This is a genomic window from Haloferax chudinovii, assembly GCF_042663345.1.
In the GTDB taxonomy this organism is placed as follows: Archaea; Halobacteriota; Halobacteria; order Halobacteriales; family Haloferacaceae; genus Haloferax; species Haloferax chudinovii.
Map to the genome: position 1 here is coordinate 201,556 of NZ_JBHTAB010000001.1, position 15,337 is coordinate 216,892.

General features: G+C 66.2%; 12 protein-coding genes and 2 pseudogenes. 6 read left to right on the forward strand and 8 right to left on the reverse strand.

Going from position 1 to position 15,337, the window contains the following annotated elements:
- Positions 1 to 102: 102 nt before the first annotated feature.
- Positions 103 to 1,569 carry an MATE family efflux transporter gene (locus tag ACFQI8_RS00960; protein WP_390242240.1) on the reverse strand — a complete coding sequence of 489 codons (1,467 nt, stop codon included), beginning with the start codon at positions 1,567 to 1,569 and terminating at the stop codon, positions 103 to 105.
- Entirely contained in the window at positions 1,566 to 2,156 is a 591-nt protein-coding gene (locus ACFQI8_RS00965; protein WP_390242242.1) for a TetR/AcrR family transcriptional regulator, read from the reverse strand. The genes ACFQI8_RS00960 and ACFQI8_RS00965 overlap by 4 nt, the downstream gene beginning before the upstream one ends.
- 148 nt (positions 2,157 to 2,304) lie before the next feature.
- On the opposite strand from ACFQI8_RS00965, the gene ACFQI8_RS00970 reads away from it, so the two are divergent.
- On the forward strand, positions 2,305 to 4,323 hold the full coding sequence (locus ACFQI8_RS00970) for a sensor histidine kinase (RefSeq protein WP_390242957.1): 2,019 nt from the start codon (positions 2,305 to 2,307) through the stop codon (positions 4,321 to 4,323).
- Between the two features lie 37 nt (positions 4,324 to 4,360).
- On the opposite strand, the gene ACFQI8_RS00975 is transcribed toward ACFQI8_RS00970, so the two are convergent.
- Positions 4,361 to 5,524 carry a pyridoxal phosphate-dependent aminotransferase gene (locus ACFQI8_RS00975; protein WP_390242243.1) on the reverse strand — a complete coding sequence of 388 codons (1,164 nt, stop codon included), beginning with the start codon at positions 5,522 to 5,524 and terminating at the stop codon, positions 4,361 to 4,363.
- 144 nt (positions 5,525 to 5,668) lie between these two features.
- On the opposite strand from ACFQI8_RS00975, the pseudogene ACFQI8_RS00980 reads away from it, so the two are divergent.
- Positions 5,669 to 5,854, forward strand: a pseudogene (locus tag ACFQI8_RS00980) (acetyl-coenzyme A synthetase N-terminal domain-containing protein); the annotation flags it as partial.
- A 135-nt stretch (positions 5,855 to 5,989) separates the two neighbouring features.
- Positions 5,990 to 6,212 (forward strand): annotated as a pseudogene (locus tag ACFQI8_RS00985) (DUF8119 family protein).
- A 4-nt stretch (positions 6,213 to 6,216) separates the two neighbouring features.
- Here ACFQI8_RS00985 and ACFQI8_RS00990 read toward each other — a convergent pair.
- Positions 6,217 to 6,405, reverse strand: coding sequence for a hypothetical protein (locus tag ACFQI8_RS00990; RefSeq protein WP_390242245.1), 189 nt, complete (start codon positions 6,403 to 6,405; stop codon positions 6,217 to 6,219).
- 156 nt (positions 6,406 to 6,561) lie between these two features.
- On the opposite strand from ACFQI8_RS00990, the gene ACFQI8_RS00995 reads away from it, so the two are divergent.
- Positions 6,562 to 7,779: an inorganic phosphate transporter gene (locus ACFQI8_RS00995; protein ID WP_390242246.1), complete on the forward strand. Its 1,218-nt coding sequence runs from the start codon at positions 6,562 to 6,564 to the stop codon at positions 7,777 to 7,779.
- Here ACFQI8_RS00995 and ACFQI8_RS01000 read toward each other — a convergent pair whose 3' ends face one another.
- Together ACFQI8_RS01000 and ACFQI8_RS01005 are read right to left on the reverse strand one after the other, a co-directional pair.
- Positions 7,780 to 8,103: a hypothetical protein gene (locus ACFQI8_RS01000; protein ID WP_390242247.1), complete on the reverse strand. Its 324-nt coding sequence runs from the start codon at positions 8,101 to 8,103 to the stop codon at positions 7,780 to 7,782.
- A 144-nt stretch (positions 8,104 to 8,247) separates the two neighbouring features.
- On the reverse strand, positions 8,248 to 9,498 hold the full coding sequence (locus tag ACFQI8_RS01005) for a tyrosine-type recombinase/integrase (RefSeq protein ID WP_390242250.1): 1,251 nt from the start codon (positions 9,496 to 9,498) through the stop codon (positions 8,248 to 8,250).
- Between the two features lie 207 nt (positions 9,499 to 9,705).
- Here ACFQI8_RS01005 and ACFQI8_RS01010 point away from each other — a divergent pair, with 207 nt between their 5' ends.
- Positions 9,706 to 11,175, forward strand: coding sequence for an APC family permease (locus tag ACFQI8_RS01010; RefSeq protein WP_390242252.1), 1,470 nt, complete (start codon positions 9,706 to 9,708; stop codon positions 11,173 to 11,175).
- Complete coding sequence (locus ACFQI8_RS01015; protein WP_390242254.1) at positions 11,168 to 11,926, forward strand: universal stress protein; 759 nt, start codon at positions 11,168 to 11,170, stop codon at positions 11,924 to 11,926. Before ACFQI8_RS01010 ends, ACFQI8_RS01015 begins: the two co-directional genes overlap by 8 nt.
- Positions 11,927 to 12,839: 913 nt before the next feature.
- On the opposite strand, the gene ACFQI8_RS01020 is transcribed toward ACFQI8_RS01015, so the two are convergent.
- Entirely contained in the window at positions 12,840 to 13,655 is an 816-nt protein-coding gene (locus tag ACFQI8_RS01020; RefSeq protein ID WP_390242255.1) for an IclR family transcriptional regulator, read from the reverse strand.
- Positions 13,656 to 14,055: 400 nt separating this feature from the next.
- Positions 14,056 to 15,303, reverse strand: a complete 1,248-nt coding sequence (locus ACFQI8_RS01025) for a Zn-dependent hydrolase (RefSeq protein WP_390242256.1) — start codon at positions 15,301 to 15,303, stop codon at positions 14,056 to 14,058.
- Between the last annotated feature and the right edge of the window lie 34 nt (positions 15,304 to 15,337).

Below are 15,337 nucleotides of genomic sequence, written 5' to 3' on the forward strand. Positions count from 1 at the left end.
ACTCCGGACATGGTGGTGTTCGCCCGCCGACCCGATTTGCGGCCGCGGCCGCCCGTCTCTCGGCGATCGACTCCCGACGGGTCCGCAACGGCGACCCGTCTTTCAGTCCAGCCCGCTCGATAGCTCCACGTCGTCGTTCTCCAACTCGCCGCCGGCCGGCGACCCGCGGACGTCGCCCTCGCGCCAGGTTCCCCGACGGAACCAGAGCCACGCGATGGCCGCGCCCACGATGTTCGAGACGAAAAAGGCGATCCAGATGCCGCGCACGTCGGTGCTTCCGAGGAACCAGAAGTCGGTCGGCAGGAGCCCCTGCGACGCGATGAAGGCGACCGGTAGCCGGATGCCGGCGAGCGTGACGACCGATATCACCGCGGCGATGATGGTCTTGCCCGCACCCCGGAAGCCGCCGGTAAAGGCCCGCATGATACCGATGAAGCCGAACGACAGCGAGACGTACCGCAGGAACTCCGCGCCCACTTCGAGCACCTCGGCGTCGGTAGTGAACACCGAGACGATGGGCTCCGGAACGAGGAAGATGGCGAGCCCGAGCAGGCCGAGGACGAAGAACAGCCCCTTGGCGGCGACGTAGTTCGCCTGCTCCGCGCGGTCGTACTTCCCCGCGCCGATGTTCTGGCCGGACATCGTCTCGACGCCGCGCGCGACGGCGATAGCCGGGAGGAAGATGACCGAGAACACGCGGGTCCCGATGCCGAACGCCGCGACGACCGACGTCGAGAACAGGCCGACGACGATGAGAAGCGCGTTGATAGAGAGCGCGCGGCCCGTCCCCTCGATACTGGCGGGGATTCCGATGCGGAGAATCTTCCGCAGGTACCGGAGGTCCGGGCGCATGTCCGTGAGGTGGATTTGGATGCCTCTGGTCCCCGACACCATGATGGCGATGCCGACGAGCATCGCGAGGACCCGCGAGATGACGGTCGCGATGGCCGCGCCCTGAATCCCGAGTTGGGGGAACTGAATCGGACCGAGCGCCCACCCGTTGATGAAAAACGGGTCGAGGACGACGTTGAGGACGACAGTCCCGAACATCACGAGCATCGGCGTGATGGTGTCGCCCGCCCCGCGCATCAGCGAGATGAACACGAAGAAGCCGAACATGAACGGCAGACCGAGCGCGATGACCTGCATGTAGGCCGTCGCGCCCGGCAACACGTCCGGCGAGGCCCCGAGGAACGCGAGGAACGGCCGGACGAGCGGGTAGCCGAACGCGCCGAGTATCGCGGAGCCGAGGAACGCGAACGTGACGGTCTGCGAGGCCGCGTACTCGGCTTGGTCCGTCTCGTCGGCCCCGGTGTGCTGGGCGACGAGGACGCTCCCGGCGACGGACAGTCCCATCCCGAGCGAGATGAGCAGAAACACCATCGGGAAGGCGAACGAGATGGCCGCGAGCGCCTCCGTCGAGTACTGGCCGAGCCAGAACGTGTCCGCGAGGTTGTAGGCGGTCTGCAGGAGGTTCGTGACGACGATGGGAAGCGACAGGTAGAGAAGCGGCCTGACGATGCCGCCCTCGGTGAGGTTGAGCTCCTCTTGTCCCTTGAACAGGCTCATCGGTCTGCCCCCTCACTCGGCGTCCAGTCGAGGTGGAGTTCCAGCGCGTCCTCGACGACTCGCCGGGTCTCTGCGGGGTGTTCGTCGAGCGCGACGGCGCGGGCGTGTGCGCCGTTGCTCATGGTCGTGATTAGCCGCGCAATCTCTCCGGGGTCGGTCTCGTCGAAGTGCCCGGCCTCCACGCCGTCGCGGACGATGTCGGCGACGACTTCCCGCATCAGGCCGTCGAAGTCGAGGAAGCGCTCGCGGAACAGCTCGTGGTAGGGCGCTTGCGCCTTCAGTTCCATGATAGCCACGGGAAAGCCGTCAGATTCGGGCTCCTTCGGACTGAACACGGCGTCGAGAACCGCGTCGAGCCGCTTTCGCGGGTCGGACTCCTCGCACGACAGATTCGACTCGAATCGCTCGATGAGGTCGTCCAGAAACGCGTTCAGGAGCTCCTCTTTCGTGTCGAAGTGGTAGTGAATCGCGGCGCTCGTCACCGACGACTCGTCCGCGATTCGCTGTACCGTCAGGCCGGCGTACCCGTGCTCGCAGAGCGCCCGGTTGGTCGCTTCGAGAATCTCGTCCCTGGTCTCTGCGTCCATCTTCTGTCGGGGCTTACTAACCGGTCAGTTAAGAGGCTTTGGACCGCGAACGGCCCTGTGGGAGCGTCCCACGCCGCCCGACTGCCGGAGTTTCTAAGTACCCGAATCGGGTACCCGAGTACACGTGTTTCACTTGCCGTCACCGTACGTGGGCGCGCTCGTCCTCGCGACCGTGATGTCCGCCGGCGTCGCGAGCTACGGGTGGCGGTACCGAGACGAACCGAGCGGACGCTGGTTCATCGCCCTCACCGTGAGCGCCGGCTGTTGGTCGCTTTTTGAGGCGTTTTTCCTCCTCGCTGACTCGCCGTTCACCCGGCTCCTGTGGTTCGTTTTGGAGTTGGTTCCCGCGGAGTCGTCGGTGTTTTTCACCCTCCTTTTCGCCCTCGAAACCGCGGGCTACGAGCGGTGGGTCTCGCGGCGAACCGCGGCGTTGCTCGCCGTGTGGCCCGTATTGACCATCACGGGAGCGGCGACGAACGCTCTCGGAGTCCACGCGCTTCTGTGGAAGTCGCTGTCGTTTGCGACCGTCGGCGGAATCACGGCAACCGAAATCGTTCTCGGACCGCTGTTCTGGGTCGACGTGGGCTACAGCTACGTCGCCATCGGAACCGCGCTCGTCGTCCTCGGCATCCACTGTCTCCGGAGCCGACAGATATACAAAAAACAGGCGTTGGTCCTGTTCGTCGCGATACTCACCCCCGCCGTCGTCGGCGCGGTCTATCTCTTGTTCCCGTTCTCACCCGTGAACCCCATCGCCGTCTCGTTCGCCGCCACGTCGTCGCTGTTCGCCGTCGGTCTCTCGCGGTACCGCATCCTCGACATCAGCCCCATCGCGCGCGACCTCGTCATCGAGCGGATGGCCGACCCCGTCGTCGTCGTCGACCGGAAGGACAGACTGGCCGACAGCAACCCGGCGGCGAGGGCGCTTTTCGACGCCTCTCTCTCGTCGCTTGGTTCCCCCGTCGCCGACGTGTTCGGCGTCGAGACCGCGTCGGCGCTCGAATCCGGCGGGGAACTGCGGGTCGTCGACGACAACGGCGAGGCGCGGCATTTCGAGGTCGACCGGTCGGCCGTGACCGACGGCCGAGACGCGGTGCGCGGCCACCTGCACATCCTCCACGACATCACCGAGCGCCGCGTCCGCGAGCGGTGGTTTCGCGCGCTCACGGAGAACGCCTCCGACCTCATCTTCGTCCTCGACGCCGACGGCTCGGTCACCTACCTGAGCGATTCGGCCGCCCAGACGCTCGGGGCCGACGAGGACCCGAGCGAGGTGCGGTCGCTGGCTCGGTTCCTCCACCCCGACGACGAGGACGCCGCCATCGAGACGTTCCGAGAGTCGCTGGAGCGCCCCGACGAGGACGCCACCGCCGAACTCCGGTTCCGCAGTTCGACCCGCGAGTGGCGCGTCTTCAGCGTTCGGTGTCGGAACCTGCTCGACGACCCCGTCGTCGGCGGCGTCGTCGTCAACGCGCACGACGTGACTGACCGACGGAAGCACGAACAACAGCTCGAAACGTTCGCCAACGTCGTCTCCCACGACCTGCGTAACCCGCTGAACGTGGCGGAGGGCTACCTCGAACTGGTAAAGGAGGCTGAGCGTCCCGACCCCGACCACGTCGAGCGAATCGAGGCGGCCCACGAGCGCATGGGCGAGATTATCACCGACGTGCTCGCGGTCGCCCGCGGGGGGACGGTCGACGAGCGCGAGACGGTCTCGCTCGACGCCGTCGCGGCGGAGGCGTGGACGAACGTCGAAACCGGCACTGCCACGCTCGATATCGCGGAGAGCGCGTCGTTCGCCGCGGACCGGACCCGGCTCCTCCAACTCTTCGAGAACCTGTTTCGGAACTCGGTCGAACACGTCGGCGACGGCGTGGCCGTCACGGTCGGCGCGACCCGTGACGGCTTTTTCGTCGAGGACGACGGCCCCGGCGTGCCGCCGGTTGACCGCCCGAAGCTCTTCGAATCCGGCTTCACCACGGCCACCGACGGCACCGGCCTCGGCCTCGCCATCGTCCGAGCCATCGCCGACGCCCACGGCTGGTCGGTCGGCTACGAGGACGCCGCGGACGCCGGCGCGCGGTTCGTGATTCGCGGCGTCGAGCGCGACGGGGACTCGGACTCGGCTCAGGAGTCGAGCGCGGCGTCGTCGGACGACGCCTGACGAGGGCCGACCGCGCCGCTACTGGACCGCCGCCGAGCTACCAGAATCGGTTCTCGTCGAGTCGCCGGAGCGCCTCCTCGATGGTCGCCTCGTTGCGGGAGAACGTAAAGCGGACCCAGTCGGCGGAGCCTTCGGTGTAGAAACTGCTCCCGGGGACGACCGCGACGCCGGCCTCGCGGACGAGTCTGTGGGCGAACTCGGTGTCGTCGGCGTCGCCCGGATAGCGCGTCAGCATGTAGTACGCGCCGTCCGGTTTCACGGGGTCGAGGCCGACCTCGCGGAGCCCGTCGTACAGCAGTTCGCCGCGGCGCTCGTAGGAGTTCGAGAGGTCGTCGTAGTAGTCCGCCGGGAGCGACAGCGCCTCGACGCCCGCCCGCTGGAACGGCGTCGGCGCGCAGATGCTCGTGTAGTCGTGGACCTTCCGCAACTCGGCCGAAAGCGGTTCGGGCGCGAGGGCGAACCCGACGCGCCAGCCCGTCACGGAGTACGTCTTCGACAGCCCCGTGCAGACGACGGTCCGCCCGGCGAGCCCGTCGACTTCGACGGGGCTGATGTAGTCGTCCGCGTAGACGATGTGCTCGTATATCTCGTCGGTGACGACGACGAGGTCCTCCGCGTCGGCGACGTCCGCGACGAGTTCGAGTTCGGCGGGCGAAAAGACGTTCCCCGTCGGGTTGTGCGGGTGGTTGAGAATCAGCATCGACGCGTTTTCGGCGGCGTCCCACAGCGCGTCGGCGTCGAGTTCGAGGCCGTCGGTGATGTCGAGCGGCATCGGCTCGCCGCCGGCGAACTGGACCGCCGGGATGTAGCTCTCGTAGGTCGGCTCGAAGTAGATGACGCCGTCGCCGGGGTCACAGAGCGCGAGGAGCGTCGAGACGACGGCCTCGCTCGTTCCCGTGGTGACGGTGACCTCCGTTTCGGGGTCGTAGCGGACGCCCTTCCACTCGGCGTAGCGCTCCGAGACCGCCTCGCGGAGCGCCGGCAGACCCCACGTGATGGTGTACTGGCTCGACGTGTCGATTGCGTCTTTCGCCGCGCGCTTCACGCTCGCCGGCGTCTCGTCCTCGTCGGGAATGCCCTGCGAGAGGTTGATGGCGTCGTGTTCGTGCGCCTCGCGGGTCATCTCCCGGATGACGGACTCGCGGGTTCCCGCGACGCGCTCGCTCCCGATACGTCGGGAAAAGGGGGACGGTGTCGGCATACGTGGGCTGGGACTGGCTGACACAAGAAGCTTGGCGGACGCTCTCGACGCGCCGGGTCGCCCACCCCGACGAACGTGTTAACGCGATGAGGCCGACGTCACTCCTGTATGTCGAACGGTCGTGGCCCGGACTTCGAAACGAGGATGGCCGAAGACGAGGAAGTTCCACCTCCGTCGCCGTTCGTCGAGCAGGCGACCGTCACCGACGATTCGGTCCTTCCGGAGGACGAACCCCCGTTCGAGTGGTTCGGCGGCGGAACGCTGAACGCCTGCTACAACTGTCTCGACCGGCAGGTCGAGGCCGGGGCGAAAAACCGCGTCGCCATCAAGTGAGAGAGCCATCTCGGCGAGACGCGGACGTACACGTATACGAAAAGAAAGCGGAAGCAGAAACGTAACCGATGTACGACACGACCCACGCGAGGACGAACCGCCACTCGGGGCTCCCGACGGGGTGACCCGCCGATGAGCCTCGCGGAGACGTATTCGAACCCACGTGCGCGAACACCGCTCGGGCATGCTGACCGACCTGCTTTTCGCCCTGACGTAGGTGACGGTCGCGGTCGTTTCGGTCCTGTTCGACGTTCTCGACGGGCCACAGTGGGCCTTCTACCTCTGTCTTGGTGCGGGCGTCGTCGCGTACTTCGGCTTCTTCGCCTCGGTCGAAGCCGCACGCGAGCACCGGTGAGGGGTCACGTTCGCGCTCGGCCGCGCTCTCGCCGCCGGTAGGCGATGCCCAGTCCGGCGACGAGTAGCACGCCGATGACGACTAGACGACTCGTGTCGACGGTCGTGACCGCCGCCGCGCCGACCGGCACCCCACGCGACTCGCTGAACCCCGCGTCACCGTCATCGAGATTCGGAACCCGTATGCATCGCATTACTTATCCAGACGATTGGCTCACTATCAGCCGATATACGCAATTTCGATGGGTTCATCAGTCTCGTGGGTCGGTTTTCATTCAAATGAGGATTTGTCGTTGTCGCCGACCGCTCCGGACACCACACCACCGGAGACCGCGTCGGGTGAGGTGAGTATGGCATCAGTCCCACTCGTGCTCTCGATTGCGCTCTCGGCGGCCCTGTTCATGTCGTTCACCGTCGGAGCGAACAGCAACTCGGCCCCCGTCGCGCCCGCCGTCGGAGCCAACGCGCTGTCGGTTCTCCGGGCCGCCCTGCTCGTCGGCATCGTCGCCGGACTCGGGGCGATTCTCCAAGGGGGTAGTATCTCCGAGACCATCGGTAAAGACCTCGTGACCGGCGTGGCAATCACGCCGATAGCGGCGGCGGCGGCCCTGTTGACTGCCGCGACGCTCATCACGATTGGAAACACCTACGGCTATCCGATCCCGTCGGCGTTCACCGTCACGGGCGCGATGATCGGGTCCGGTATCGCCCTCGGCGGCGGATTTGCCGTCCACGAGTACGTCGTCATCCTCGGGTTCTGGTTCGCGATTCCCATCGTCGAGGCCGTCCTCGCGTACGGTCTCGCGCGCGGGCTTCGAAGCGACTCGATTCCCGAAACCGTCGGTATCCCGGTCCTCGGCGGCGCAGTCGGCTATGCGCTGGCCAACATCCAACTCACGGTCATCCCGACTGCGAGCGGGGCACAGGGGTCAGTCGCTCGATACCTCGCCACGACGTCCCAGCTTCTTCCGACGGTCGTTGGGGGCTCGTACACCCTCGGGATGGTGGTCGTGAGCGCGCTCTGCGGTCTCGTTGCGCTCGTCGGGACACGCGGGTTGCTCCGACGCGACGAGACCGCGGGCATCAATCAGTTTCTGGTCGTGCTGGGACTCATCGTCGTGTTTACGAGCGGTGGCTCGCAGGTCGGGCTGGCGACCGGCCCACTGGAAGCGGTGTTCGAGACGGACCTCCAACTCCCGTCTATCTTCCTGCTTACGCTCGGCGGCGGCGGGATTCTCCTCGGTGCGTGGATTCGAGGGCCGCGACTCGTGCAGGCCGTCTCGAACGAGTACGCCTCGCTCGGGCCCCGGCGGTCGATAGCCGCCCTGATTCCCGCCTTTCTCATCGCCCAGCTCGCAATCGTACTGGGAATCCCGATCTCGTTCAACAAAGTGATGATTGCGAGCATCGTCGGCAGTGGGCTCGCGGCGAGTTCGTCCGGCGGGAGCGGCGTCTCGCCGCGGAAAGTCGGCATTACCCTCGGTTCGTGGGTTGGCTCGATGCTCGGCGCGGGTCTCGTCAGCTACGGCCTGTATCACCTCTTGACCGCGGTTCCCTCCGTCGGCTAGTCAGGGGACGATTTGGCTGATGAGATCCTCTTCCGCGGCCCGGGTTTTCATCTCCTCCCACGTCTCGAAGTCAGTCGTCGCGTCGATGTATCCGTTGAGTTGGTCACGAGAGACGTTCTGCACATCGCTGACGTCGTCGAGGGTCCACGGACTCTGTTCGCAGAACGCGGCAAACGAATCGAACTCGGTGTGGTCGCTCATGAACGGCTGTGAGAAGAATGCGTCCGACTGCACTCGCGTGCCCGCTTGCAGTTCGCCGAGTCGGTCCAACGCGCTCTCGACCCGCTCTTCGAGACCGTTCAGGCCGGTAACCTGAAGATCCATGCTCGACGGTCACTCCTCGATACGGGTAAAAGCCACGACAACCGACGTCGGCGACTGCTCACGAGACGAGCTTCGTTCCACCGAACGCTCCGGAGACGCGGTCGCCTCGCGGAGCACGGACCGGGGTGACGCCGGCAGTCACAGTCACTGCGGCATCTGTGTCTCGACGGTCGCAGGCTCGCCGGCGGACTCGAACACCCCGGCCAGCGTCTCGCGCATCGCCTGCCGACGGAACGACCGGCGGCGCTCCTCGGAGAGGTAGTTCGACATGACGACGCCGGCGCTTTTCGACCCTTGGTCGGCGGCGACGCCCTCCAACTGGGCGAGCATCTCGTCGACCGCTTCCTGATACGCGGTGTACCAGAAGCGCCGACAGAGCTTCGCGGTCGGGACCTCGCCGTCGACGGTCACGCCCGCCTCGTCGGCGAGGCGCTTGAACCGGCGGTTGACCGTCTCGCGGGCGATGTGGCCCGAGGCGGCTCGCGAGGAGGGAAACAGCGCGCCGTTCCAGTCGTCGTCCGCGGCGAGTGCGTCGATGCGCGCGGCGACGGCGTCGACGCCGTAGAGGAGCGCGACGGTCCCCGGCCCGTTCTTCCGCGCTTCGAACGCGATGTGGGGGTCGTCGCCGGAGAGGGCGAGCTGGGAGGCGCGGAGCGACGCGAGTTCGTTCGGGCGGAGTCCCCACCCGGCGAGACCGATGACGAGCAGGCGGTCTTCGAGGTCGTCGGCGACGGCGTACACGTCGCTCACTTGGTCGGCCGTCATGGTGCGGTTGTCGGGTTGGCCCTGCTCCCAGCGGAACTGCTTCGCGGCGTTCTCGACGGGGTTGTACCGCGCGCGCCGGAAGTCGACGAGGTACTCGTAGAACGACCGGACCGTCTGCAGGTATTTGAGCTTCGTTCCGTCGGTGGCGAGTTCGGCGTCGAACTCGTCGAGAACCGCGAGACAGCGGTCTATCTCGTCGGGCTCGGCGTCGCGGTCGTCGAGTCGGGAAAGCAGGTCCGCCGACCCGTATCGGTCGCGGTAGACCCGGGCGAACCGCGCGAGGTGGGTCCGGCGGGTCGGCAGTGTCGAGTCCGCGAGGCCGCGCCGCGATTCGAGCATGTCGAGGTAGGACTCGAACGCCTCGACGGTGCGGTCGTCGTCGATGCCCCAGTCGTAGCCCTCGTCGTCGTCCTCGCCGCCGAGGCCGACGACCTCGACGAAGAACTGCCGCGGCGTGAGGCCGTGTTTCTCGCGGAGCGCGTAGGCGATGCCCGACCAGCCGCGTTCGGTCAGCCACGCGTAGGTCGGCACGTCTCGCGTCGGGTCCATCCCGTCACGGTCCATCGCGGGCGCTATCGTCTCCCAGTAGAACGCTTCGAGTTCGTCGAGCGACTTCCGCGACCAGTTCACCGCGGCTCCCCCCGCCCGAACCGGCCGCCGCGTCGCGTTCCGTGCGCCATCGTTCTGTATGCAGGGCGTGCCGCGGACGGATTAACGCTTTCTCTCGTCGCGGGTGACGACGCGTCGGCGGCGGCGTCGCACCCGCCGGCCGACCCGGCCGCCCTCAATATAACGGGTATTAGATATATTGGGGAGCCGTGATAACGGGGCGTTACAATGTCCGATGGAAACGACGGCGGTTCGGCGCTCGGGGGTGACCCGCCCGGCGACGGGGCAGTGGTCGGTTCGTCGGACCCGGCGGTCGACGTCGGGGACGCGGCCGACGAGGTGACGGTCCTCGAAAGCGGGACCGAGTTAGAGCGGACAATCGGCCTCCGGGGCGGCCTCGCAATCGGTATCGGAACGATGGTCGGCGCGGGTATCTTCGTCTTTCCCGGCCTCGCCGCCGGGCAGGCGGGGCCCGCGGCCACGCTCTCGTTCGGGCTCGGGGCGGTCATCGCGCTGTTGGTCGCCCTTCCGACCTCCGAGTTGGCGACGGCGATGCCGAAAAGCGGCGGCGCGTACTACTTCATCTCTCGCGGGATGGGGTCGGCGTTCGGCGCTGTCGTCGGCATCGGGCTCTGGCTGGGGCTGGTGTTCGCCTCGGCGTTCTATCTCGTCGGCTTCGCGCAGTACGCCATCGCCGTGCTGGCGGAGTTGGGCGCGGCGTCGATGGTCGCCGACCTGCCGCTCGTGGCGGTGCTCGGCGTCGGCTTCGGACTCGTCTTGACGGCGCTCAGCATGTTCGGGACCGAGAACGCGACGAAGCTCCAGAACGGCATCGTGAGCCTGCTCCTCGGTATCCTCCTCGTCTTCCTCGTCTATGGCTCGCTCGACACGCTCGGGCTGTTCGGCCGCCAGACCGTCCCCGAGGAGTTCATGCCCTTCGGGACGCTCAGCATCTTCACCACGGCGGCGCTCGTGTTCACCTCGTACCTCGGGTTCGCGCAGGTGGCGACGGTCGCGGGCGAGATAACGAACCCCGGGCGGAACCTCCCGCTCGCGATGGTCGGCTCCGTGGTCGTCGTCGGCGTGCTGTACGTCGTGACGATTCTCGTCTCGACCGGCGCGTTCGGGAGCGCCCGACTCGCCTCTTTCGGCGAGACGGCAATCGTCGAGGTCGCCCGCTCGTACCTCGGGTTTCCCGGCGCGGTCGCCATCCTCGTCGCCGGGCTCTTCGCGACGGTGTCGAGCGCGAACGCCTCGATTCTCAGCTCCTCGCGCGCGCTCTACGCGCTCAGCCGCGACGCGCTGGTCCCGACGCAACTCGCGCGAATCAACCTGCGGTACGGGACGCCCCACGTCGCGCTCGCGCTCGTCGGCGGGCCGACGGTCGTCCTCGTCGCCGTCGGCCGGACGGAGGTGCTCGCCGAGGTCGCGTCGTTCCTGCACCTCGTCACCTACGGGCTCATCTGCGTGGCGCTCATCGCGCTCCGCCGGTCGAACCCCGCGTGGTACGACCCGTCGTTCCGCATCCCCGGCTACCCGGTCGTCCCGGTGCTCGGGGCGCTCGCGAGCTTCAGTCTCGTCGCGTTCATGCAACCGCTCTCGCAGGCGGTCGGCGTCGTCGTCGCGCTCGCGGCGCTGGCGTGGTACTTCGTCTACGCCAGAGACGTGCGCCTCAAGGGGGTGAGCTCCGATGCGTAATCCCGACGACGTTCGCGTGCTCGTTCCCGTCGCCGTGCTGGCGGGACAGGTGATTCCCGACCAACTGACCCGCCTGCTCTCGGAGACGACGGTCGTCCTCCTCGCGTACCACGAGATACCCGAGCAGACGGCCCCCGAACAGGCCAGAGAACAGTTCGAATCGAAGGTCCGCGACGAACTCGACGAGCTCGTCTCGGCGTTCGAATCCGCGGGTGCGACAGTCGAGACGCGACTCGTGTTCACCCACGACACCGACCAGACGACGGAGCGCATCGCCACCGAGGCGGACTGTGACGCGGTGTTGCTCTCGAACCCCGCTCCGACCATCGACCGCGTCATCGTCCCGATAAAGGAGGACATCAACCTCGAAACGATTACCAAGGTCGCCGCGGCCGTCGGGAGACGCGAGGACATCGAACTCACGCTGTTCCACGCCGCCGAGGACGACGACGCGGTCTCCGAGGGCGAACGACTCCTCGACGAGGTCGCCAACGAACTGGCCGTCCTCGGCGTCTGCAGGGAGCACATCTCGCGCGTCGTCGTCGTCGCACAGAACCCGCTCGGGGCGCTCATCGAGGGCGCGGCCGACCACGACGTCGTCGTGATGGGGGAGGAGAAACCCACGCTCCGCGGCCGCCTCTTCGGCGAGACCTCCGACCGCGTCGCCGAGCAGACGGTCGGCCCGGTGCTCGTGGTCCGGCGACCGCTCGACCCCGAGGCCGACGACGCCGATACCGGCGACTCCGGGTGAGGCCGGTTCGCCTCCGTCCCGCTCTATCGTCCCATCACTATTGTGTGATCTGAACAATATTGGAAGTGCGAACTGCGGGCATAGCGTGACCGTCGACTTCCAAACTTGGTGAGATTTCTACAAATTTTACAAATTGTAGGCTGTTTCGTGCCAAGAAAGATTCTCAGAACCGTCTCTGTGGGCGTCGGAATCGTCCAGTCTATTCGTGACTTTCGGGTGCTATCGCTCATCCGTTCGAATCGAGGTAGTATTGTTTTTTAATTGCACTATTTGGTGGTTTAACAACCGCGTTTTCGGAGTGGGATACTCCCGTCTGGACTCGCTCAGTCGACCGCGTGTGTCCGCTCGTCGACGACGGTTTGGCCCCAGTCCCGCGTGCCCGCCGGTCGAACCGTGACAGCCAATCAAATTACACAAATAGCTGTGTAATGGGGCCGACATCCGCCCGGGAGTTGTCAGTCGCTGGCCGCAGTTGGTCAGACGTCTCGACGGCAGATTGTGAACCAAATGGAATCGATAGAATCTGACGAATAGATGGACATTCGACGACTGAAAATTGGGTTGTGTTCTTATTTGGTCAACCATCTGTGGTCATCGCTGTCGCCCGTCGGCTCTCTGGTGGTCCGATCTCACGCCGTCGCTGGGCGCGCGACGCCCCGACGTTCGCGCATGTTCGACTCGATTGGCGGACGGAATACGGCCCGAAGGCGGCTTCGAAACCGCGATAACGACGTTTGGGGGATGTGGGTCGGTCGGTCGTGCGCTCGCGACGATTGGGTCTCCGACTCGAAACAGTCCGGCCGAGACCGTCGGTTCTCCGTTTGTGAACCGGACGGGAGATGTCGACGGGGAGACGCTGTCGAGGACTGCCGACGACGCCCCCGACGTGAACCTCTCTGGACGACGCGGCCGACTAACTGAACGTCGGGAAGTCGTCGTCGGACTCCTCCATGTTGACGTTCACTTCGATGACGTTGGCGGTGTTAACGACGTTCTCGATGAGCTGTTCGTGGTACTCCGGCTGTTTCATCCGGCGGACGGGCCCGGAGACGCTGATGGAGCCGAGGACGCGTCCGTGCCGGTTCGTCACCGGCGCGCCGATGGCCTGCAAGCCCTTTATCTCCTCTTCGTCGTTGAGCGAGTAGCCCCGGTCGCGAATCGTCTCCAACTCCTCGAAGAGCTCCTCGCGGGTCGTGATGGTCGCCTCGGTCTTGCCCGGCAGGCCGTACTGGTCGATAATCCACTCGACGCGCTCTTTCGGGAGGTGCGCGAGAATCGCCTTCCCCGTCGCTGAGAAGTGGAGGTAGTCGGCGCGTTGGAGTTTGTTCACCTGGTAGTCGCTCCCGACGGCCTTCTCGCCGCTCACCTTGTAGAGGTTGACTCCCAGCCCGTGCTGTTCGGTCGCTAAGTGGGCGTACTCGCCGGTCTTCTCCGCGAGCTCCTCGATTTCGGGCTTGCCGATGCGGTAGAGGATGTTCTGGTACCGGACGTACTCGCCCACGAGGAGGAACTGCAGTGACAGCTGGTAGGTGTCTCCTTCCTTCACGACGAACTTCTCCGCCCGAAGCGTGCTCAGATAGTTGTAGACGACGCTCTTCGAGAGGTCGAGGTGGTTCGCCAGCTCCGTCACCCGCGCGCCGTCTAACTCCTCGAGCGCACGAACGACGTCGAACGCGCGCGACACCGTTTTCAGGGTCCGCGGCGAGCCGGTCGTGGGTTCGTCTGCCATAGTCCAGTTCGAAGCTCCCGCGGCATAGGTGTTTGTATTTGACAAACGGTCACTTCCGAAGAGACCGATAAATCGAACAGGTTGCCGCAACATAGCGCAATTTAGGGGGCATCAAAACTAAATACTACCTTATTAAGGACTGAAACAGCGAATTAGACCGCTACTCCTCTGTGTTCTCATTGTACAAACGATGCGGTGTGTTGCGCGACTCGACTCGCGCCGAGTTGTGAGAATAGACGGCCTTCGGCGGTTCTACTCGAAGATTCGTGTTTCGTCCGAGCGAGCGTTTCGACGACGCGGCCGTCGCGTAGACGCGGGAGTCGGCCGACTCGGACGCACCAGTCTCGGTGACCAATCGGAGAACAGAACCGAAAACGACAGTTGCCGTCCGGCGGCCTCGTCACTCGGTTGCGAGGTCGGCGAGCGCGCCGGCGAGCACGCGGGTCGCGTCGGCGCAGTCCGCCCAGTCGGTCCACTCGCGGGGGTTGTGCGAGATGCCGTCGCGGGAGGGGGCAAAGAGCAACGCGGCGTCGGTGACGGCCGCGACGTGCATGGTGTCGTGGCCGGCGCCGGAGTGGAGGTCGAGGGTTTCGAGGTCGGCGTCGGCCCCGGCGTCGTGGAGCGCGGCGCGGCATCGCTCACTCATTTCCACGGGCTTGCGGTCCCACGGGTGCGAGAGCGCGGTCTCGACCGGACGCTCGGCCTCGATGCGGTCGAGGCTCGCCTCCGCTTCGTCGATGACGTACTCGATGGAGTCGTACGCCACGTCGCGGATGTCGACGGTCAGGTCGACTTTCCCGGGGATGACGTTGGGCGCGTTCGGCGAGACCCCGAGCTTGCCGACGGTGCCGACCGCGGTCTCCGAGACCTCGTTGCGTTCGTTCGTCGCGCGCTCCACGTCGAGGACGAACTCGCTGGCGGCGGCGAGCGCGTCCGACCGGTCGTCCATGAGCGTCGACCCGGCGTGGTCGGCCTCGCCCGTGATTTCGACGGCACAGCGCGAAAGGCCGACGATGCTCGTGACGACGCCGGCGGAAACTCCCGCGTCTTCGAGACGTTTTGACTGCTCGATGTGGAGTTCTATCCACGCGTCCCAGTCCGCGGCGTCGACTCGCCCGTCTCCCCGGTAGCCGATGTCCGCGAGGACGTCGCCGAGCGGAATCCCATCGGCGTCCTCGATGTCGAGCGCCTCCGTGACGCCCAGTTCGCCGACGGCGACCGCCGACCCGATGAGGCCGCCGCCGAACCGCTGGCCCTCCTCTTCGGTGAAGTTCACGACCTCGACGGGGCGGACCGGCTCGACGCCGGCGTCCTGCATCGCGCGGACGCTCTCCAGCCCCGCGTAGACGCCGAGGGGGCCGTCGAAGATGCCGCCCTCGGGGACCGAATCGAGGTGGCTTCCCGTGGCGACCGGGGCCGCGCCGGGGTCCGCGCTCTCTGGCTCCCACCGCCCGACGATGTTGCCGACCTCGTCGATGGTGATGGAGAGACCGGCGTCCCGGAGGCGCTCGCAGAAGAACTCTCTCGCCCGCCGGTCCGCCTCACTGCCGGTCAGGACCGTCCGCCCCCGACCCTCGTCTGTCGGGACGGCCCCGAACTCCGCGTTCGACTCGATGTCACTGCGGAGTCGATGCTGATTGACTCGCATTGTCTCCGGAATCGGGACTAACCCTATTTTATTG